General features: G+C 68.8%; 19 protein-coding genes and 1 pseudogene. 10 read left to right on the forward strand and 10 right to left on the reverse strand.

Annotated features, from left to right (window positions below):
- Window positions 1-329: 329 nt before the first annotated feature.
- On the reverse strand, window positions 330-1,154 hold the full coding sequence (locus LHJ74_RS23790) for a class I SAM-dependent methyltransferase (protein ID WP_260220213.1): 825 nt from the start codon (window positions 1,152-1,154) through the stop codon (window positions 330-332).
- A gap of 69 nt (window positions 1,155-1,223) precedes the next feature.
- On the opposite strand from LHJ74_RS23790, the gene LHJ74_RS23795 reads away from it, so the two are divergent.
- A complete protein-coding gene (locus LHJ74_RS23795) occupies window positions 1,224-1,823 on the forward strand; it encodes a TetR family transcriptional regulator (protein WP_260220214.1) in 600 nt (199 codons plus the stop codon).
- 16 nt (window positions 1,824-1,839) lie between these two features.
- Here the strand turns inward: LHJ74_RS23795 and LHJ74_RS23800 are convergent, their stop codons facing one another.
- Genes LHJ74_RS23800 through LHJ74_RS23820 form a run of 5 tightly spaced genes read right to left on the reverse strand, consistent with a single transcriptional unit; the run spans window position 1,840 to window position 6,473 of the window.
- The gene (locus LHJ74_RS23800) at window positions 1,840-4,227 is read right to left on the reverse strand and encodes an ATP-binding cassette domain-containing protein (RefSeq protein ID WP_260220215.1); all 2,388 of its coding nucleotides are present in this window, start codon (window positions 4,225-4,227) and stop codon (window positions 1,840-1,842) included.
- A 52-nt stretch (window positions 4,228-4,279) separates the two neighbouring features.
- A complete protein-coding gene (locus tag LHJ74_RS23805) occupies window positions 4,280-4,438 on the reverse strand; it encodes a hypothetical protein (RefSeq protein WP_260220216.1) in 159 nt (52 codons plus the stop codon).
- Between the two features lie 42 nt (window positions 4,439-4,480).
- On the reverse strand, window positions 4,481-5,083 hold the full coding sequence (locus tag LHJ74_RS23810) for a response regulator transcription factor (protein WP_260220218.1): 603 nt from the start codon (window positions 5,081-5,083) through the stop codon (window positions 4,481-4,483).
- Entirely contained in the window at window positions 5,083-6,243 is a 1,161-nt protein-coding gene (locus LHJ74_RS23815; protein WP_260220219.1) for a sensor histidine kinase, read from the reverse strand. Before LHJ74_RS23815 ends, LHJ74_RS23810 begins: the two co-directional genes overlap by 1 nt.
- Window positions 6,240-6,473, reverse strand: a complete 234-nt coding sequence (locus LHJ74_RS23820) for a hypothetical protein (RefSeq protein ID WP_260220220.1) — start codon at window positions 6,471-6,473, stop codon at window positions 6,240-6,242. Before LHJ74_RS23820 ends, LHJ74_RS23815 begins: the two co-directional genes overlap by 4 nt.
- A 165-nt stretch (window positions 6,474-6,638) precedes the next feature.
- Here LHJ74_RS23820 and LHJ74_RS23825 point away from each other — a divergent pair, with 165 nt between their 5' ends.
- Both LHJ74_RS23825 and LHJ74_RS23830 read left to right on the forward strand, forming a co-directional pair.
- Complete coding sequence (locus LHJ74_RS23825) at window positions 6,639-7,535, forward strand: ABC transporter ATP-binding protein (RefSeq protein ID WP_260220221.1); 897 nt, start codon at window positions 6,639-6,641, stop codon at window positions 7,533-7,535.
- Between the two features lie 105 nt (window positions 7,536-7,640).
- A complete protein-coding gene (locus LHJ74_RS23830) occupies window positions 7,641-8,360 on the forward strand; it encodes an ABC transporter permease (RefSeq protein WP_260220222.1) in 720 nt (239 codons plus the stop codon).
- A gap of 216 nt (window positions 8,361-8,576) precedes the next feature.
- Here the strand turns inward: LHJ74_RS23830 and LHJ74_RS23835 are convergent.
- Together LHJ74_RS23835 and LHJ74_RS23840 are read right to left on the reverse strand one after the other, a co-directional pair.
- Window positions 8,577-8,804: pseudogene (locus tag LHJ74_RS23835) on the reverse strand (NAD(P)-dependent oxidoreductase); the annotation flags it as partial.
- 81 nt (window positions 8,805-8,885) lie between these two features.
- Window positions 8,886-9,794 (reverse strand): TnsB C-terminal domain-containing protein, encoded by a 909-nt coding sequence (locus LHJ74_RS23840; RefSeq protein ID WP_311203341.1) that lies wholly within the window; start codon window positions 9,792-9,794, stop codon window positions 8,886-8,888.
- Window positions 9,795-10,083: 289 nt separating this feature from the next.
- Here LHJ74_RS23840 and LHJ74_RS23845 point away from each other — a divergent pair, with 289 nt between their 5' ends.
- From LHJ74_RS23845 to LHJ74_RS23855, 3 genes are all read left to right on the forward strand, one after another.
- On the forward strand, window positions 10,084-10,458 hold the full coding sequence (locus LHJ74_RS23845) for a helix-turn-helix domain-containing protein (RefSeq protein WP_260220223.1): 375 nt from the start codon (window positions 10,084-10,086) through the stop codon (window positions 10,456-10,458).
- Between the two features lie 144 nt (window positions 10,459-10,602).
- A complete protein-coding gene (locus LHJ74_RS23850) occupies window positions 10,603-11,283 on the forward strand; it encodes a hypothetical protein (RefSeq protein WP_260220224.1) in 681 nt (226 codons plus the stop codon).
- A 103-nt stretch (window positions 11,284-11,386) separates the two neighbouring features.
- Window positions 11,387-11,725, forward strand: a complete 339-nt coding sequence (locus LHJ74_RS23855) for a DUF2516 family protein (protein WP_260220282.1) — start codon at window positions 11,387-11,389, stop codon at window positions 11,723-11,725.
- A gap of 28 nt (window positions 11,726-11,753) precedes the next feature.
- Here LHJ74_RS23855 and LHJ74_RS23860 read toward each other — a convergent pair whose 3' ends face one another.
- Both LHJ74_RS23860 and LHJ74_RS23865 read right to left on the reverse strand, forming a co-directional pair.
- Window positions 11,754-13,040, reverse strand: coding sequence for a PP2C family protein-serine/threonine phosphatase (locus LHJ74_RS23860; RefSeq protein WP_260220225.1), 1,287 nt, complete (start codon window positions 13,038-13,040; stop codon window positions 11,754-11,756).
- 143 nt (window positions 13,041-13,183) lie between these two features.
- Window positions 13,184-14,335 carry a C40 family peptidase gene (locus tag LHJ74_RS23865; RefSeq protein ID WP_260220226.1) on the reverse strand — a complete coding sequence of 384 codons (1,152 nt, stop codon included), beginning with the start codon at window positions 14,333-14,335 and terminating at the stop codon, window positions 13,184-13,186.
- 418 nt (window positions 14,336-14,753) lie between these two features.
- Between LHJ74_RS23865 and pstS the strand changes: the two genes are divergently transcribed.
- From pstS to pstB, 4 genes are all read left to right on the forward strand, one after another.
- Window positions 14,754-15,884, forward strand: a complete 1,131-nt coding sequence (gene pstS, locus LHJ74_RS23870; protein WP_260220227.1) for a phosphate ABC transporter substrate-binding protein PstS — start codon at window positions 14,754-14,756, stop codon at window positions 15,882-15,884.
- 229 nt (window positions 15,885-16,113) lie between these two features.
- A complete protein-coding gene (gene pstC / locus LHJ74_RS23875; RefSeq protein ID WP_260220228.1) occupies window positions 16,114-17,127 on the forward strand; it encodes a phosphate ABC transporter permease subunit PstC in 1,014 nt (337 codons plus the stop codon).
- The gene (gene pstA, locus LHJ74_RS23880; protein ID WP_260220229.1) at window positions 17,124-18,206 is read left to right on the forward strand and encodes a phosphate ABC transporter permease PstA; all 1,083 of its coding nucleotides are present in this window, start codon (window positions 17,124-17,126) and stop codon (window positions 18,204-18,206) included. The genes pstC and pstA overlap by 4 nt, the downstream gene beginning before the upstream one ends.
- A 61-nt stretch (window positions 18,207-18,267) precedes the next feature.
- Window positions 18,268-19,044 carry a phosphate ABC transporter ATP-binding protein PstB gene (gene pstB, locus LHJ74_RS23885; RefSeq protein ID WP_260220230.1) on the forward strand — a complete coding sequence of 259 codons (777 nt, stop codon included), beginning with the start codon at window positions 18,268-18,270 and terminating at the stop codon, window positions 19,042-19,044.
- Window positions 19,045-19,096: the final 52 nt, after the last annotated feature.

Below are 19,096 nucleotides of genomic sequence, written 5' to 3' on the forward strand. Positions count from 1 at the left end.
GAGCAGCTCCGGGCAGTCCTGGAAGATCCGGTGCGCAGCTTCGTGGCGGGATGTGACCACAGGGTCACACTAAGGGCTGTCCGTAATCCCTGGCGGGCGCACGACGACAGCTACGGCACCTCGCTGCGTTGCCGGAACGCCCGGACACGCCCGGTATGAGGACGCCCCTCCGCCTTGCGAAGCACCGCATCTGACGCCGCGCCTGATCCTCCAGGGATCACGGGACAGCCCTCAGGAGTGTCGACGGCGGCCGAACGCCCCTCCGGCGGAAGCCATCCATTCGAGTGAAGACACATGGCCGCAGGCTCCCGGTGAGGCCGTAGGCCGGGTCAGGTGGCGCCGTTCACCGCCGCGGTGACCACCACGGCCGTGTAACGCATCGTGAAGCTGCCACCCACCGCGTCGACGGCGGCACCAATGCCCGCCAGCAGCTCTTCCAGCTTCGCAGGCGGGAAGCCGCTGTGGCCGCCGAAGGTAGGCAGCTGATCCAGCCACTCGTCTCGAGTGTAGGACCGCTCCCAGTCGAACCGCCACCGTTCAGGGGCTCCGAACGCGCCCACCTGCCGTATCCCGTCGGCCACTTTGGCGAACAACGGGGAGTACCCGTCCGGACCGGGCGCCACCCGGTGGTAGACCGGCTGGTCGGGCAGCACCCGCCGGTAGACCGCGGAGAGGGACTCGTCCAGACCGGGCGGGAGCTGGAACACGTTCCAGAAGAGCGCCAGTCGGCCGTCGGGCCGCAGCACCCGCGCCGCCTTGGCCGCTCCTGCGACCGGGTCCACCCAGTGCCAGGTCTGTCCGGCGATCACCGCGTCGAATGACCGGCCGACGGGAGCCCACGATTCGAACGCGGCCACCTCGGTCTTCACCCCGGTCCGCCGCGCCAGCTCAGCCATCCGCGCGTCGACATCGACCCCGAGCAGCTTGCAGCCCGCCGCCTGGAACTGCCTGGCGGCTATGCCCGTCCCGCAGCCGACGTCGAGGACGTCGCACCCGGGGCTTGCGGCGACGATCCGCTCCACCATGGCGTCCGGGTAGCGCGGCCGGGTCCGGTCGTAGCGTTCGGCGTCCGAGCCGAACGACTCAGCCATCTCGCGGTGTTCGTGAGGTTCGCGCTCGGCGGACCGCGCTCGTCCCGGCGGTATAGTGGGCATGCGCCCACCATAGTGGGCAGTTGCCCACTCATCAACGGGTAGACCTGCGGGAGAACGAGGAGACACCCGATGCCGACGGGAGTGGCCCTCCGCGACGCGCGCGAGCAACTGTTCGACGCCGCCGAGCGCATCCTGCTCCGGGACGGGCCGAACGCGCTGACCAGCCGAGCCGTCACCACCGAGGCAGGCTGCGCCAAGGGCGTGCTGCACCGGCACTTCACCGACTTCGACGCCTTCCTCACCGAGCTGGTGCGGGACCGCACCGGCCGGATCGACAGCGAGGCCGCCGCCCTGTGCGCCTCCGCCGGGAGCGGCAGCGTCGCAGGCAACCTCACCGGCGCACTGACGGCCTTGTTCGAATCCGTCGCTGTGGCGATCATCGGCCTCATCACCGCCCGGGACGAGCTGCGCGCCCGACTGCGCCGGGACAGGCCGTCCGGAGTCCCCGTCCTGACGGAAGCCACGGCCATGATCGCCTCGTACCTGACCGCCGAGCGCGAACTGGGCCGCATCGCGGCGGATGCGGACATCGACACACTCGCGCTCACGCTGATCGGGAGCGGGCACCTGCTCTTCGCCGGCCGGGAGACCGCCCCGCCGAAGGCAGCGGACGTCCGCAAGGTCGTGACCACGGTTCTCGCCGGCGTCGCGCGAGAACCGCAGTCATGACGGGCCTGGGCCTCGGTCAGGGGCCGACGTAGGCCGCGAGGTGTTCGCCGGTGAGGGTGGAGCGGGCGGCGACGAGATCGGCGGGCGTGCCCTCGAAGACGATCCGGCCGCCGTCGTGGCCGGCGCCGGGGCCGAGGTCGATGATCCAGTCTGCGTGCGCCATGACCGCCTGGTGGTGCTCGATGACGATGACGGACTTGCCGGAGTCGACGAGCCGGTCCAGCAGACCGAGCAACTGCTCGACGTCGGCGAGGTGGAGGCCGGTGGTCGGCTCGTCGAGGATGTAGACGCCGCCCTTCTCGGCCAGGCGGGTGGCCAGCTTGAGCCGCTGACGCTCGCCGCCGGACAGGGTGGTGAGCGGCTGGCCCAGACGGAGGTAGCCGAGCCCGACGTCGTCGAGCCGGCGGAGGATCGCGTGCGCGGCCGGAAGGCGCGCCTCACCGTCGCCGAAGAACTCCTCGGCCTCGGCCACGGACATCGCGAGCACCTCGCTGATGTCACGGCCGCCGAGGTGGTATTCCAGCACCGAAGCCTGGAACCGCTTCCCCTCACACTCCTCGCAGGTGGTCGCGACGCCCGCCATCATTGCCAGATCGGTATAGATGACGCCGGCGCCCTTGCAGTTCGGGCAGGCGCCCTCGGAGTTGGCGCTGAAGAGCGCCGGCTTGACGCCGTTCTCCTTCGCGAAGGCCTTGCGGATCGGTTCGAGCAGTCCGGTGTACGTCGCCGGGTTGCTCCGCCGCGAGCCGCGGATCGCACCCTGATCGATGGACACCACTCCGTCCTGCCCGGCCACCGAGCCGTGGAGCAGTGAGCTCTTGCCGGAGCCGGCGACACCGGTGACGACGACGAGCACCCCGAGCGGGATGTCGACGTCGACGTCGCGCAGGTTGTGCGACTTCGCGCCGCGGACCTCCAGCATGCCGGTGGGCTTCCGCAGCGCCTCCTTGAGAGCGGCCCGGTCGTCGAAATGGCGGCCGGTGAGAGTACCGCCGGCTCGCAGCCCCTCGACGGTGCCCTCGAAGCAGACGGTGCCGCCCGCCGTACCGGCGCCAGGGCCGAGGTCGACGACATGGTCGGCGATCGCGATCGTCTCCGGCTCATGCTCCACGACGAGCACCGTGTTGCCCTTGTCCCGCAGCCGCAGCAGCAGGTCGTTCATCCGCTGGATGTCATGGGGGTGCAGGCCGGAGGTGGGCTCGTCGAAGACGTAGGTGACATCGGTGAGCGAGGAGCCGAGGTGGCGGACCATCTTGACGCGCTGCGCCTCGCCGCCCGACAGCGTGCCCGACGGCCGGTCGAGCGAGAGATAGCCCAGCCCGATCTCCACGAACGAGTCGAGGGTGTGCAGCAGCGCGCCGAGCAGCGGCGCGACCGACGGCTCCTCGACTCCGCGGACCCATTCGGCCAGGTCGCTGATCTGCATGGCGCAGGCGTCGGCGATGCTGATCCCGTTGATCTTCGATGACCGGGCCGCCTCACTGAGCCGGGTGCCGCCGCACTCGGGGCAGTCGCTGAAGGCGACCGCGCGGTCGACGAAGGCGCGGATGTGCGGCTGCAGCGCCTCCCGGTCCTTGGAGAGGAACGACTTCTGGATCTTCGGGATCAGCCCCTCGTAGGTGAGGTTGACGCCCTCGATCTTCACCTTCGTCGGTTCCCGGTAGAGGAAGTCCTGCATCTCCTGCTTGGTGTACTTGCGGATCGGCTTGTGCGGGTCAACGAAGCCCGACTCGGCGTAGACCCGCACCGTCCAGAAGCTGTCCGACTTCCAGCCGGGGATGGTGAACGCGCCCTCGGCGAGCGACTTGGAGTCGTCGTAGAGCTGGGTGAGGTCGATATCGGAGACCTTGCCACGGCCTTCGCAGTGCGGACACATGCCGCCGGTGATGTTGAAGCTGCGCCGCTCCTTCACCGTCTTCCCGCCCCGCTCGAGCGTGACCGCGCCCGCGCCGCTGATGGAGGCGACGTTGAAGGAGAACGCCTGGGGCGAGCCGATGTGCGGCTGCCCGAGCCGGCTGAAGACGATCCGCAGCATCGCGTTGGCGTCCGTCGCGGTGCCGACCGTGGACCGGGGGTCGCCACCCATCCGCTCCTGGTCGACGATGATCGCGGTCGTCAGCCCTTCGAGCACGTCGACCTCGGGCCGGGCCAGCGTCGGCATGAAGCCCTGCACGAAGGCGCTGTAGGTCTCGTTGATCATCCGCTGTGACTCCGCGGCGATCGTGCTGAACACCAGCGAGCTCTTGCCCGAGCCCGAGACGCCGGTGAACACCGTCAGCCGCCGCTTCGGGATCTCGACATGGATGTCCTTCAGGTTGTTCACACGCGCGCCGTGCACACGCACCACACCGTGGCGGTCGGCAGCGTGCGGCGAAGGCGGCTGCGTCTCCGTGCTCCTGGTCATGCTCATGAGTGTCTCCATCCGTTGCGCGGGCCGCCTTCGCGGGCGGCAGACCCTAGGCGAGCTCTTCGGTCTCCGGCCAGCTGGCGCTGAAGGAGTGGTACCGCTCACCATCCGGGTGCAGCAGTACTGCCTCGACCATGGCGGTCGACCAGCAGACGTCCCGCACGATCGGGCTGTCAGGCAGCATCCCGGCAACATCGTGAACAGTCATAGGGCACATCCAAGCGGACGCCACTGACAACCCGGTTCGTCGCTACAGCCAGTCGTGTGCACGCGCGTAGCGCGCTGCTTCGTGCCGGGTCCGTGTCTGGGTCTTCTGCATGGCGTTCGAGAGGTAGTTGCGTACGGTGCCTTCCGCCAGGCGGAGGCGGGTGGCGATCTCGGCGGCGGAGTACCCGTCGCCCGTCGCTCGCAAAACGTCGATCTCCCGGTCGGTGAGTGGGCAGTCGTCGACGACGGCGAGCGCGGAGACGTCCGGGTCGATCCATCGCTTGCCCTCGTGCAGGATGTTGATGACCGACGTGATGTGCGCGGGTTCTGCCGACTTGCTGACGAAGCCCTGGACTCCGAGTTTCAGGGCTTTGCGGAGCACCCCGGGCCTGGCGTGGCGGGTCAGCATGAGGATCACCTGGTCCGGCCGCACTCGGCGGATCTCTGCGACAGCGTCGAGTCCGTCCACACCGGGCATCTCCAAGTCGATGACGAGCACGTCGGGCCGGTGTCGCAGTGTGGCCTCGACGGCCGATTCGCCGTCCTGCGCTTCGGCGAGCACGGTGATCTCGCCTTCGAGAGTCAGCAACGACGCCAGCGCCTTACGGAGAAGAGCTTCGTCGTCGGCAAGCACCACAGTGGTCATCAGTCGTCCTCTCGTGCCGCGGCGGGCAGCTTCTCTGAGCGGAGGGAGGGAAACGCCGCAGCGGTGAGGAAACGCCCGTTCTCTTGCTCCACCGTCAGCTCGCCTCCGTTGTCGCCCACTCGTTCCTTGAGGGTGGCCAAGCCGCTGAGCCCTGGAAGGGGAGCCTCCCGCGCGCCGTCGTTGACGATGCTGATGCCCGACCTGGAAAGAGTGATCCGCACCCGGGTGGCTTGCGCGTGGCGCAGGATGTTGGTCGTCGTCTCGCGGAGGACCTGGCCGAGCAGCCCGTTGACGCTCTCCTCGACGTCGGCCTCACGGTTGACGCGCACGCGGATGCCCGCGGCTTCGAAGAGGTTCTTCGCGTTCTCCAGCTCCGCCGACAGGTTGAGCCGCCGCTGTGCGTAGGCGAGCTCCTTGGTCTGGGTGATGGTGTCGCTGACCAGGGCGTGCACCTCCCGTAGTTCCTCCTCCACGCGCCCGGTGTCACTGCGCAGCAGCTTCTCGGCCAGCGTGATCTTCAGCTTCACCACATGCAGTGTGTGGCCCTGGATATCGTGCAGATCACTGGCGAACCGTATGCGTTCCCCGATGACGGCCAGCTCCGCATCGCGTTCTCGTGTCTGCTCCATGAGCTTGTAGAACAGCTGATTGGCGAACATGAGGCCGGTCGCCACCACGGTGACGCCCGTGGGGATGAAGACGTACCGGATCAGAACGCCGGGAACGTCGTCCGGTGATTCCAGCAGCTTCGCCGTACCTACCGCTGCCACGAACGCGCTGAGCCCCAGGGTCGCCGCGCCTTGGTGGCGCGTCAGCTGAGGTATGAGGTAGGGGCCCACGATCGTGATGCCGTAGAACGCCGTGTGACTGTCGGCCACCAGCACTCCGAACGGCCACACGGCAGCGGTGATGATCAGGCAGGGGAGCGCGACGCGCGAGGTGTCGCCTGCTGTCCACCGCTCGACGACCACCAGGCCCGCTATCACGCCCAGGGTCAAGACGGCGGCGTCCCACCAGGTCCGGGCGTCGACCGCCACCAGCACCGCCCCTGCGGCAGCGAGCGGCGGGACGATCATGGTGAGGTTGAGTCTGCGTAGCCGTTCCTGCGTCGTCTCGGTGTGCTCGGGCCTCTTGTGCGCCGCTCGCAGGGTTGGTCTCACCGGTCGTCACCTGACTGCTGAGTGAACAGGCTGAGCACAGGGATCACCAAAGCGCTCACCACTGTGAGGGCCGCGGCTGTCCACACCAGCCACTGGTTGTGCTGGAACCAGAGCTCCATACCGTCAGGGTAGAGGCCGACGCCGAGGTAGTGGAGGAAGAAAGCCGCGCAGGCCAGGAGGCAGACGGCCATGTTGGCCATCATCAGAGTGCGCAAGGGCCTGGTGTCCATGTGCGGCTCTCCGGGGTCGAACAGCAGAGTCTGCCCCGCAGTATTCTTCCGGCCCATGTGTGGCACCAGTGACACTGCGTCATGCGTTCACCCCGAAGAACGTCATGGCCCATTGATGACACCACGCCACTGCCGGACGAGCGTGACGACGGCTGAGATCGACCCATGACCTCCACACCAGTGATCGACGTTGCACGTCTGAACCTCAGCTACGGCGACTTCCACGCCGTGAAAGACCTGTCCTTCCAGGTGGAGAAGGGGGAGCTCTACGCGCTGCTCGGCACGAACGGGGCCGGTAAGACCTCGACCCTGGAGGCCATCGAAGGCCACCGCAGGGCCACCTCGGGCACCGTGCGAGTCTTCGGGCAGAGCCCGCGCGACCGGCGCGCCGTACGGCCCAGGATGGGCATCATGCTGCAGGAGAGCGGATTCTCCCCGGATCTCACAGTGAGGGAATCGGTCCGGCTGATCGGAAAACTCTCCCAGCGTGAGGACAGGGTCGAACGCGTGCTCAGCATCGTCGACCTCACGCACAAGGCCGGCACCCAGGTGTCCCAGCTCTCCGGCGGTGAGAAGCGACGTCTGGACTTCGCCACCGCCGTGTACGGAAAGCCTGAGCTGATCTTCCTGGACGAACCCACCACCGGCTTGGACATCCAGTCCCGGGACGCGCTGTGGGACGCCGTGGACAAACTGCGCGAAGACGGATCCACCATCGTGCTCACCACGCACTACCTCGAAGAGGCTCAGCAGCGCGCCGATCGCATCGGACTCATGCACAAGGGCACCTTCCACCGGGAAGGGACCGTCGCCGAGCTGACGCAGACCCTGCCGGCCACTATCCGCTTCGCCCTTCCGGCCCCCGCACCAGCGCTACCGCTACCGCTACCGCTGCAGGCCACGCGCGCGAATGACGGGCAGTTCCTCATCGAGACCTTCGGCCTGCAGAAGGACCTGCACACGCTGCTCGGTTGGGCGCACGCCAACGCGGTAGAGCTGCGGGAACTCCAGGCCGGGCCGACTCGGCTCGACGACGTCTTCCGCTCCATCGACCGCGACTAGGGCTGTCGTTTCGATCTTGCCCCGGAGGGGCGCTTTTCAAGATCCTCAGCGCACTTTCCCGGCCCAGGGCCTGTTCCGGAACTTCCCAAGAAAGGGACCTTCACCATGCTCTCCATCGCCCTCAGCGAGCTGATCCAGATCTTCCGGAACCGGCTGGTTCTGGTCACCAGTCTCATCATGCCCGCAGCGGTCAGCGCGTACTTCATCTACCAGCACGAAGTATTTGCGGACCTGGGCAGCCTCGGATACATCGCGGGGCTGGTGATGTTCACCGTGGGCGCGTTCGGGCTCTACACCACCACGGTGACCACTCTGGCCTCGCGCCGTCAGAACCTCTTCCTCAAGCGGCTGCGCTCCACCCCGGCAAGCGACGCCAGTATTCTCCTCGGGCTGATGCTCCCGGTCACCGTCCTCGCGCTGCTCCAGGTGGCCGCGATCCTCACCGTGCTGGCCGTGGTCGCCGGCGGGCCGACCAACGTCGTCCTCCTGGTGGCGGCGGTCCTCGCAACGGTGATCATGATGCTCGGCCTGGGATTGGCCACGGCGGGACTGACGAACTCCCCCGAGCACGCCCAGGTGACCACACTGCCCATCAGCCTCGGCGCCATCGCCGTCGCCAGCTGGGTAGGGATCACCGGCGCCGAGGAGCTCACCCTGCTCAAGCGGCTGCTTCCTGGCGGCTCGGCCACCGAACTGGTCCTCAACGCCTGGAACGGCGGCGTTCCCGTGACGGACTCCCTGCTTCTGCTGGTGCCCACCCTGAGCTGGGTCATCGTCGCCGTCGCGCTGGCCTCCCGCCTCTTCCGCTGGGAACCCCGCCGGTGACCGCCCTCGGAGTCCGTCACCCACCGGCGCCGACCACCAGAACAGGTCAACTGAGGTTTGCTGAAGACCCGCCTCAGTGAAGGTGAACCAGCGTGATGCTGTGACCTGTGGTGCTTCAGACTGACTGAGACAGCGGCGACTCGGCTGTCTCAGTCAATCTGCGTAAACCCGCGGGGTTTTCCTCAGCGACGACCCAGCAGCTCGGCGATCCCCATGAATGTCGAGCAGCGCGATGTCGTATGCCGCCGCCCGGCCGATCTCCTCGCCGAGGTGGGTACGGGCGCCGCCCAACGCCTCCAGGACGGGCTGGTGCTCGTGGTAGAGACCCTCTGGGCCGCTGTGGATAAGCACTGCGGCCGGAGTACCGATCGGCGCGACCGGCGCCATGATCGCACCGTCCAGGTAGCGAACGCCGTGCTCAGCCGCCCACGCTGCGGCATCCCGGGTCCAGGACGGTGCCGGACGGGAGCGACGGCGGGGGATCCGGGTTTTCGTCGACGAACGCTCGCCAGCCTTCCTTCGTGGTCAGTGACATCTGCGGGTTGGCGATGTCCTGTGGCGGAGCCTCCAGGCGGCTCCCGTCGGTGAAGGCGTCGAAGACGGCCGAAGGGAATGACGTTCGACGTCTGCTCCGGGACGGTGGCCTCGTCCTCGGCGTCTTCCAAAGCTGGTGCCTGCCGCAGCGCAGGGACAGACCGGGCGGACTCCAGGGCTGCGCGGGTACGCGCCGCGATACGGCGGTCCGGCCCGGTTTTCCGCCCGCGTCAGCAACTGGGCGACTGCTGCGGCCACGGCGGCTTGGTTGGTGTCGTCCTGGCCCCGCATCGCAAGCAGGTCCCGGGCTCGGCGCCAGGTGAAGTCCGCGAACGGTGTCGAGACCAGGTGCCGGTGTGTCCACGGAACCGTGATCCACTCTCCGGTGCGCGCGTTGCGTACCCAGACCTGAGACAGGTCGTAGGGGTCGTAGTGGACCTCCCAGAGACCGCCTTTCGCGGCCACTCCCGAAGGTTGGCGCCGCAACGGAGCCAACTCCGGGCAGTTGTAGGCGCGATGGTTGTTGGAGCCGGTGTAGCCGGAAACGTGCTGGCAGAACAGGGTGTTGATGGAGGAAAACGTCCGCTCCACGATGGCCTTGTCCGTCGGAGTGGCGGGCCGCGAGGGCTGCACGGAGACGCCCAGCGACCGACAGGCGGCGATGAACACGTCGGCAACGAACACCTTGCCGTGATCGATGCCGATGGTTCTCGGGACGATCACCGGTTTCGCGGCGGCCTGCTCCAGCCGGGCGTCGATGTCCAGCAGCCGGGCGTGCGGAATCAGCGTCGCCGACACGGCCAGGGCCTCCGGCCAGCCCGGCCGCAGCGGCTCGGGGACCAGCATCTTCGCCAGCAGCAGCGACGCATCGACCGCCTTGGTGCCCGCCGGCCGCAGCACCGCCGCGCAGAGCCGCCGCGCACGCGGCCCTGACGGAAGCCGGCTGACCGGGGGCCCGGCATCGGGCGCCGCGCGGCGTGTGTGCACCGGTCGCACCCGCGAGGTGACGCGGGGCCCGAGGCTTCCGTGCTCGCGGCCTGATCGATCTGGCGTAGTTCCGTGCTCCCTACGACAGTTGTCGTGCAAATGCGACACCTATCGTGCTCAGGCCCAGCCGTCGGCCGGTGCAGGCGACACACTTGCAAGCAAGGTGCTTGCAAAAGTTAGCAAGGGTCGGCAGAGTGGGGGTATGGCTTCCCTGAACGTCGGCGAGCTCGGTGAATTTCTGCGGGAGCAGCGGCGCAATGCGCAGCTGTCCCTGCGGCAGCTCGCGGATGCCGCAGGGGTGTCCAACCCGTATCTGAGTCAGATCGAGCGAGGGCTGCGCAAGCCGAGCGCGGAGATTCTGCAGCAGCTGGCCAAGGCGTTGCGGATCTCAGCGGAGACGCTGTACGTGCAGGCCGGGATCCTCGACGAGCCCGACCTCGACCGGGGCGACCTCGGTGTCGCCGCCGCGGTGCTGGCCGACCCGTCGATCAACGCCCGGCAGAAGCAGGCGCTGCTCCAGATCTACGAGTCCTTCCGCAAGGAGAACGGCCACCAGGCGGCCGGTGGGACTTCGTAGGCCAGGCGGATCAGGACGAGCGGTCAGGACGGGCCGGGCACAGCCGAAGCCGCAGCAAACAGCACAGCAGCACACACAACCGCAGACAGTCGTCACCACAGTACGTCGCAGACAGTCACAGCAAGGCCCCGGAGGGGATTCGTCATGCCCATCGCCGATGACATCCGCAAGACACTCACCGATCCGACGCCGCTCTACTTCGCCGCCGGCGTGATCGACAAGATCCGTGAAGAGGCCCCCGGGCGCATCGCGGCCGCACGGGCGGCCGACCCCAAGGAGGTCCAGGCCAAGGTCACCGCGCAGGCCAGGGCGACGCAGGCGAAGGTGTCCGAGGCGCTCGGCGATATCGACACCGATGTGAAGAAGCTGCGCGAGCAGGCGCAGGGCCTGGCGCTGCAGAGCGTGGGCGTGGCCGTCGAGTACGTGGTCAAGGCGCGCGAGTCGTACGACGAACTGGCCGAACGTGGGCGCGGCGTCGTGCAGCACTGGCGGGGCGAGGAGGATGTCGAGGTTCCCCAGGTCACGGTTGAGCGCGAGCGGGTCAGGGTCGCCGAGCCCCCGGCCGACCGGCCCTCCGCGACGCGCACCACTCGGCCCGCGGCCGGTCGCGCGACGGCGAAGCCCGCCGAGGAGAAGAGCACGGAGAAGGCCGGGGCCAAGCCCGAGGCCGAGCCCGAAGCCAAGGCTGCGGGAAGGGCCGAAGCCAAGCCCCAGGGGAAAGCTGAGGCCGGGGCCGAGCCGAAGACCAAGCCCGCCGCGAAGAAGACGACGGCCCGGAAGTCCGCCCCCGCCCCCAGGAAGTCCGCCCCCGAGTCGGACAGCTGAACCTAACGGGCCGGGCACAGAACGCGTGTCCGGCCCGTTGTACGGGTAGCGTGGCCGCAAGGGGCCACAGACGGCGATCGCAGTGAGCGAGGGTGTGAGCACCATGTTGATGGAGGGCTTCGGGACACTGATGGGGCTCATCGGTCTCGTGCTGCTGGGGATGGCGGTGTTCGCCTTCATCGATGCGGCCATGCGCAGACCTGACGCGTACCCGGCGGCGAGCAAGCAGACCAAGCCGTTCTGGCTGATCATCCTGGGCATCACGGTGCTGGTGAACGCACTGCTGGGCATGCTGTTGCTCCAGATCATCGGGCTCATCGCGACGATCGTCTACATCGTGGACGTGCGCCCGGCTCTCAAGGAAGTGACGGGCGGCCCGCGCCGACAGGGCGGCGGCAGCAGCAGCGACGGACCGTACGGGCCGTACAACGGCGGTCGCTGACCGCAGCGGGCTTGCGGAGACGCCCGGCTCAGTCCCGGTCCAGCAGCACGACGGCCACGTCGTCCGTCAGCTCTCCGCCGTTGAGCCCGCGGACCTCCGCCATCGTCGCGTCCAGCAGACCTTCGCCACGCAGGCCCTCCCGCAACCGCCGGGCCACGATCTCGACCATGCCCTCCTGGCCCAGCCGCCGTCGGCCCTCGCCGATCCGGCCCTCGATCAGTCCGTCCGTGTACATCATCAGTGACCAGGCGCGCCCCAGCTCGACCTGCCGTCGCGGCCAGCGGGCCTTGGGCAGCAGTCCCAGCGCGGGCCCGCTCTCGTCGTACGGCAGCAGGCGCGGAGCCGCTCCGGTGCTGCCGGCGAACAACGGCGAGGGGTGTCCGGCCAGGCAGACGCCCGCGCGGCGTCCGTCGGAGGCGATGTCGACGGTGCACAGCGTCGCGAAGATCTCGTCGCTGGGGCGCTCGTGTTCCAGCACCTTCTGCAGCGTGCCCAGCAGTTCGTCCCCGCAGAGTCCGGCGAAGGTCAGCGCCCGCCAGGCGATGCGCAGGGAAACGCCCAGCGCGGCCTCGTCCGGGCCGTGGCCGCAGACGTCGCCGATCATCGCGTGCACGGTGCCGTCGTTCGTGCGGACGGTGTCGTAGAAGTCACCGCCCAGCAGCGCGCGGGACCGGCCGGGGCGGTAGCGGGCTGCGAACTTCAGCGCGCTCCCGTGCAGCAGCGGTGTCGGCAGCAGTCCGCGCTCCAGCCGGGCGTTCTCCTCGGCGCGCAGGCGTGACTCGGTGAGCTGGCGCTGCGCGAGGTCGGCGCGCTTGCGTTCCACGGCGTAGCGGATGGCCCGGCCCAGCAGGCGCCCGTCGAGTTCGTCGCGGAAGAGGTAGTCCTGCGCTCCGACCCGTACGGCAGCCGCGGCCCGCTCGGCGTCGGTGCCGTCGGTCAGGGCGAGCACCGCGTGCCGCGGGGCGAGCCGCAGTACCCGGCGCAGGGTGTCCAGTTCGTCCCCGTCCCCGTCCTCGTCCGCCGGGCCCGCGCCGCCCTCCGCGGCGGGCGGAAGCGCCAAGTCCAGAAGGATGCAGTGCACGTCGTCGGTGAGGAGCCGCGCCGCCTCGGTGAGGTTGCGCGCGGTGCGGGTGCGGATGGGCTCCGTGGGCACGCCGAGCAGGGCGGGCAGGCTGACGGCGCCCGTCGGATCGTCTTCGATCACCAACAGGGTCAGCCCGGCGCTTTCGGGGCCCTCCCCTCTCGGTCCCCCCTGGTGCGGGATCGCCGCGAGCGGCGGAACCGCCGTGTCGTCCCGTTGCACAGGTGCCGGCATGGCTACGTTTCCTCTTCCCTCCCCCCGAGGGCGCGGCCCACTGGTCCTGTGGCGCCGCAGGCCGACTTTAGCGCCCCGCCGTCCCTGGACGGAATGCTTCCTGTCAACGTGCCGGTGGCATGTGCCACAACCGCGGTCGGACCCTAGCCGCCGGGGCGGACCACGCCCAGGATCGGCATCGTGCCCGCGCCCTCCACGGAGACCGTCCGCCCGGTGCGCGGCGCGTGCACCATCGAGCCGTCGCCCAGATACATGGCGACATGGCTGGCGTCCTTGTTGTAGACGATCAGATCGCCTGGCCGCATCTCCTCCGCCGGCACCCGCGGCAGCTCCTTCCACTGCCCCTGCGAGGTCCGCGGCAGCGACTCGCCAGCCGCCTGCCACGCCCGCATCGTCAGACCCGAGCAGTCGAAGGTGTCGGGCCCGTCGGCGCCCCACGCGTACGGCTTGCCGACCTGCTCCCTGGCGAACTCGATGGCGCGCTTCCCTGCCCCGGTCGCCTTGCCGCTGTTCCTCTCCGGCGCGGCGGACCCGGCCCACTTCGCCTGCCGGGCACGGGCCGCCTGCTCCTCGAGCTCCTTCAGCCGCTCGCGCTCGTCCTTCCGCAGCTGGGAACGCAGCTTCTCCGCCTTGGTGATCCTGCTCTCTATAGTCTTCTTCGCCGCGGCCTTCGCCTTACGGGTGCTTTCAAGCCGCTTGTACTCACGGGAGGCATCCTTCGCGTCGCCGTCCAGCCGCTTCTTGGTGGCCTTGAGCGACCCCATGAAGGTCCTCGTGGCCTGCTGGCCCTCCCGGACGAGCCCGGCGTCGCGCAGGAACTGCTCGGGGTCCTCCGCCATCATCAGCCGGGCCGTGTCGGTCATACCGCCGCTCTGGTACTGGGCGCGGGCGAGAGCGCCGGCGCGGTCCCGCAGCGCGTCCAGCTTCGCCTGGGTGGTGCTCTTCCGGCGGTCCAGCGAGGTGACCCGCTTCCGCTGGGCGGCGGCCTTCTCCTCGGCGGCGTTGTACGCGTCGGTCGCCGACCCGGCCTGGCCGTGCAGCTCCTCGATCTCCCGCCGGATCTCCTCCAGGCTCTTCTTGCCCACCCCGTCCGACGCTCCGCCGGACGCACCGCCCGGCCCGGTCACGGGCTCCGGCGGGGCGGCGTACGCGCTGCCCGCGCCGGATGCGGTCAGCACACCCAGGACACAGGCCACCGCGAGCGTCACCCGCGTCGCCCGCGCGACCCGCGCGATTCGCGGGGCCAGCGCCCTCGGCGCGGGCCCCTGCTCAGGGCCCTTCCGCTTGCGTGCCACCGGCCGCACCCCTCTCAACTCCTGATCGGCTCGCGTCCACCAGCGTCAATCCGTGTCACTCGTCTCATCCTCGCGGATCGTGCCACGCGGCTACGCAAACCGACAGGGCGCCACACGCGTCGCCGCCGGAGCGCCACCCGGCCGCAGCAACAGGAGAGCTCGCGAAGTGCCCTACGCGGGGGTCAGGTCTCGGCCAGGTCACGGCGGCTACCGCACTGACCGCCGAGGTTCACTTTGCGTTCACTCTCGGCCATGAGCAGCTTCACCTGATCTGCCTAATTTCGGACTTACAACGAGCGCGCCGCGCCGAGAGGCAAGGTCCGCGCCAACTAGCTGTATCTGACATACCGAAAATCTCAGATCTCATCTCTTCGCGCGCCGACCCCACCGGCGGGCCCCAGGAAGGAACTGAACGAAAGTGATGCTTCAGCGCACGAACCGGCTTCGCAGCCTCGCCGCCGGCGCTCTCGCTGTCACCGGCGCCCTCGTCCTTACCGCCTGTGGCTCGGACGACAACTCGGACACCGGTGACTCCGGCGACTCCACCAAGGCAGCCGCCGGCAACATCAAGTGCGAGGGCAAGGGCAACCTGCTCGCGTCCGGCTCCAGCGCGCAGAAGAACGCCATGGACGTCTGGGTGAAGAACTACCAGGCCGCTTGCGGCGACACCCAGATCAACTACAAGCCCACCGGTTCCGGTGCCGGCATCCAGGAGTTCCTCCAGGGCAAGACCGCCTTCGCCGGTTCCGACTCCGCCCTGGAGCCGGAGGAGGTCACCGAGTCGAAGAAGGTCTGCAAGAGCGGGCAGGGCGTCGACCTGCCGCTGGTCGGCGGGCCGATCGCGGTCACGTACAACGTCGCGGGCGTGGACGACCTCGTCCTGGACGCCGAGACCCTCGCCAAGATCTTCGACTCGAAGATCACCAAGTGGGACGACGAGGCGATCAAGGCACTCAACCCCGACGCGAAGCTGCCGTCCACCAAGATCCAGGCGTTCCACCGCTCGGACGACTCCGGCACGACGGACAACTTCACCAAGTACCTCCACACCGCCGCACCCGACGCGTGGAAGTACGAGCCCGCCAAGAAGTGGGCGGCCAAGGGCGGCCAGTCCGCCGACGGCTCCTCCGGTATCGCCACCAACGTCAAGCAGAACGACGGTGCGATCGGCTACGCCGAGCTGTCCTACGCCACCGGCAGCGACATCCCGACCGTGAAGCTGGACACCGGCGGCGACGCCCCCGTCGAGGCCACGACCGAGAACGCCTCCAAGGCGATCGCCGAGGCCAAGGTCGTCGGCAAGGGCAAGGACCTCGCCCTCGAGCTCGACTACACCACCAAGGCCGCGGGTGCCTACCCGATGGTCCTGGTGACGTACGAGATCGCCTGCGACAAGGGCAACAACAAGGAGACCCTCGCGGCCACCAAGTCCTTCCTGAACTACGCGGCCAGCGAGGACGGTCAGAAGGCCCTCGCGGACATCGACTACGCGCCGATGCCCGACGAGATCATCACCAAGGTCCGGGAGACCATCAAGGGTCTCTCCTGACCCCGGTCACCGCACCGTCGCTGCCCACCGGCGACGGCCTGTCACAAATGCGGTGACGCCGTAAGACCGGGACCGGTCAGCTCCATGGTCCCGACAACCCAAGCGCCCCGTCCCGTGGTCCGCCCGCCTCCCCGTGCGGCGGACCGCGGGAGGGACGCCCGCCATCCGGTGCACCGCCGCCCGGGACCCCGCCCCTCACGGACGGGATCCCAACCAGACCGGAGAAATAATGAGTACAGACACCGCACCCGCCTCACCACCCCCTCCACCTCCGTCCCCGTCCAAGTCCGCGGGCAGCATAAGCAGCGGTCAGGACACCCGGCCCGGAGACCGCGTCTTCGCCGGGCTCGCCAGGGGCTCCGGCATCATCCTGCTCGTCGTCATGGCCGCCATCGCGGCCTTCCTCGCCTGGCAGGCGACCACCGCCCTCACCGAGAACGAGGGCAACTTCCTCACCACCTTCGAATGGGACGCCAACGCCGACCCGCCGGTCTTCGGCATCGCGGTCCTGGCCTTCGGCACCATCGTGAGCTCCGTCATCGCGATGGTCATCGCCGTGCCCATCGCGGTCGGCATCGCCCTCTTCATCTCGCACTACGCGCCGCGCAAGCTGGCCGCACCGCTCGCCTGGGCGGTCGACCTGCTCGCCGCGGTCCCCTCCATCGTGTACGGCCTGTGGGGTGCGCTCTTCCTCGTACCGCACGTGACCGGGCTCTACGAGTGGATGGACGACTACTTCGCCTGGACGGGCATCCTCGAATACAACGGCGGCGCCGCGCGCTCGCTGTTCACCGTCGGCATCCTGCTGGCGATCATGATCCTGCCGATCGTCAGCAACGTCTGCCGCGAGGTCTTCAAGCAGTCCCCGAAGATGCAGGAGGAGGCCGCGCTCGCCCTCGGCGCCACGCGCTGGGAGGTCATCAAGATGTCGGTGCTGCCCTTCGGCCGCTCCGGCATCATCAGCGCCTCCATGCTCGGCCTCGGCCGCGCGCTGGGCGAGACCATGGCGGTCGCCACCGTCCTCTCGCCGAGCTTCCTGATCGAGCCCAGCCTGCTCGACCCGGGTGGCGGCACCTTCGCCCAGAACATCGCGGCCTCCTTCAAGGAGGCCTCCGCGGCGGGCATCGGCCGTGAGGCGCTCATCGCCTCCGGCCTCGTCCTGTTCGTCATCACCCTGCTGGTGAACGGGCTCGCCCGGCTGATCATCGCTCGCCGCAAGGAGTACTCGGGGGCCAACGCATGACCGACGTCGTCCTGGACAAGGCGCCTGTCAACGACACGCCGCCTCCGCCTTCCTCCACCCTGCGGCAGCCTCGGCTCCCCCGCTGGGCCCCGCTCGGGATCGGGGCGCTCTCCGCCGCCCTGGGCAGCGGCGTCGGCCTGGTGGCCGGGCTGGAGAGCCGCATCCAGTGGGGCCTGATCGCGGCCCTGCTCTATGTCGTCATCAACTACACCCTGGCCACCCTGGTCGAGGGCAGCCGGCAGGCCAAGGACCGGCTGGCGACCAGCGTGGTCTGGGTCTGCTTCCTGGCCGCCGTCGTACCGCTGGTCTCCCTCATCTGGGAGACCGTCGTGCGCGGCTCCAAGGTGATGGGCGTCGACTTCCTCACCCACTCCATGAACGGCGTGATCACGCTCCAGGAGGGCGGCGGCGCCTACCACGCGCTGATCGGCACCGTGGAGCAGGTCGCCATCGCCAGCATCATCGCGGCACCGCTCGGACTGCTCACCGCGATCTACCTGGTCGAGTACGGCGGCGGCAAGCTGGCCAAGGCGGTCACCTTCTTCGTCGACGTCATGACGGGCATTCCGTCGATCGTCGCCGGTCTGTTCGTCCTGGCGTTCTGGATTCTCTACCTGGGCTTCGACTACTCCGGCTTCGCGGGGGCCATGGCCCTGGCGATCCTGATGCTGCCGATCGTCGTCCGCTCCACCGAGGAGATGCTCAAGCTCGTACCGAACGAGCTCCGCGAGGCGTCCCTCGCGCTCGGTGTGCCGAAGTGGCTGACGATCCTGCGGGTCGTGCTCCCCACCGCGATCGGCGGCATCACGACCGGCATCATGCTGGCCATCGCCCGCATCGCCGGCGAGACCGCGCCCATCCTGCTGCTGGTCTTCGGCTCCCCGTCGATCAACAACAACCCCATGGAGGGCGCCCAGTCCTCCCTGCCGTACTACGTGTACGAGCAGTGGAAGCTCGGCAACACGGCCTCCTTCGACCGCGCGTGGGCCGCCGCCCTGCTGCTGATCATCTTCGTCATGGTCCTCAACCTGGTGGCCCGTGCGATCGCCAGCTGGAAGGCACCGAAGTCCGGCCGCTGACGGCCACGAGAACCAGCCTGCTGGGGGACATCCCCCAGACCCCCGAGGAGTGATCCGAATCATGGCCAAGCGCATCGACATCAGCGGCCTCTCCGCCTACTACGGCAGCCATCGCGCCATCGACGACATCTCGATGAGCGTCGAACCCCGCTCCGTGACAGCCTTCATCGGCCCCTCCGGCTGCGGCAAGTCCACCTTCCTCCGCACCCTCAACCGCATGCACGAGGTCACTCCCGGCGGCCGGGTCGAGGGCAAGGTTCTGCTGGACAACGAGGACCTGTACGGCTCCGGCGTCGACCCGGTCTCCGTACGCCGCACCATCGGCATGGTCTTCCAGCGTCCGAACCCGTTCCCCACCATGTCGATCTACGACAACGTGGCGGCCGGTCTCCGGCTGAACGGGAAGTACAAGAAGTCCGACCTGGACGGCGTCGTCGAGAAGTCCCTCAAGGGCGCCAACCTCTGGAACGAGGTGAAGGACCGGCTGAACAAGCCCGGCTCCGGCCTCTCCGGCGGCCAGCAGCAGCGGCTGTGCATCGCGCGGGCGATCGCCGTCGAGCCTCAGGTGCTGCTGATGGACGAGCCCTGCTCGGCGCTGGACCCGATCTCCACGCTGGCGATCGAGGACCTCGTGGGCGAGCTCAAGTCGCAGTTCACCATCGTCATCGTTACCCACAACATGCAGCAGGCCGCACGCGTCTCCGACCGCACCGCGTTCTTCAACCTCTCGGCGGTCGGCCAGCCCGGCAAGCTCATCGAGATCGACGACACGGAGCGGATCTTCTCCAACCCGACGGTCCAGGCGACGGAGGACTACATCTCCGGCCGCTTCGGCTGACCCGTACGACCCCCGGACCGTACGGTCCCCGCTCTCCTCGCGGTGCTGCATG

Origin of the sequence: Streptomyces gossypii (assembly GCF_025165795.1) — a bacterium.
In the GTDB taxonomy this organism is placed as follows: Bacteria; Actinomycetota; Actinomycetes; order Streptomycetales; family Streptomycetaceae; genus Streptomyces; species Streptomyces gossypii.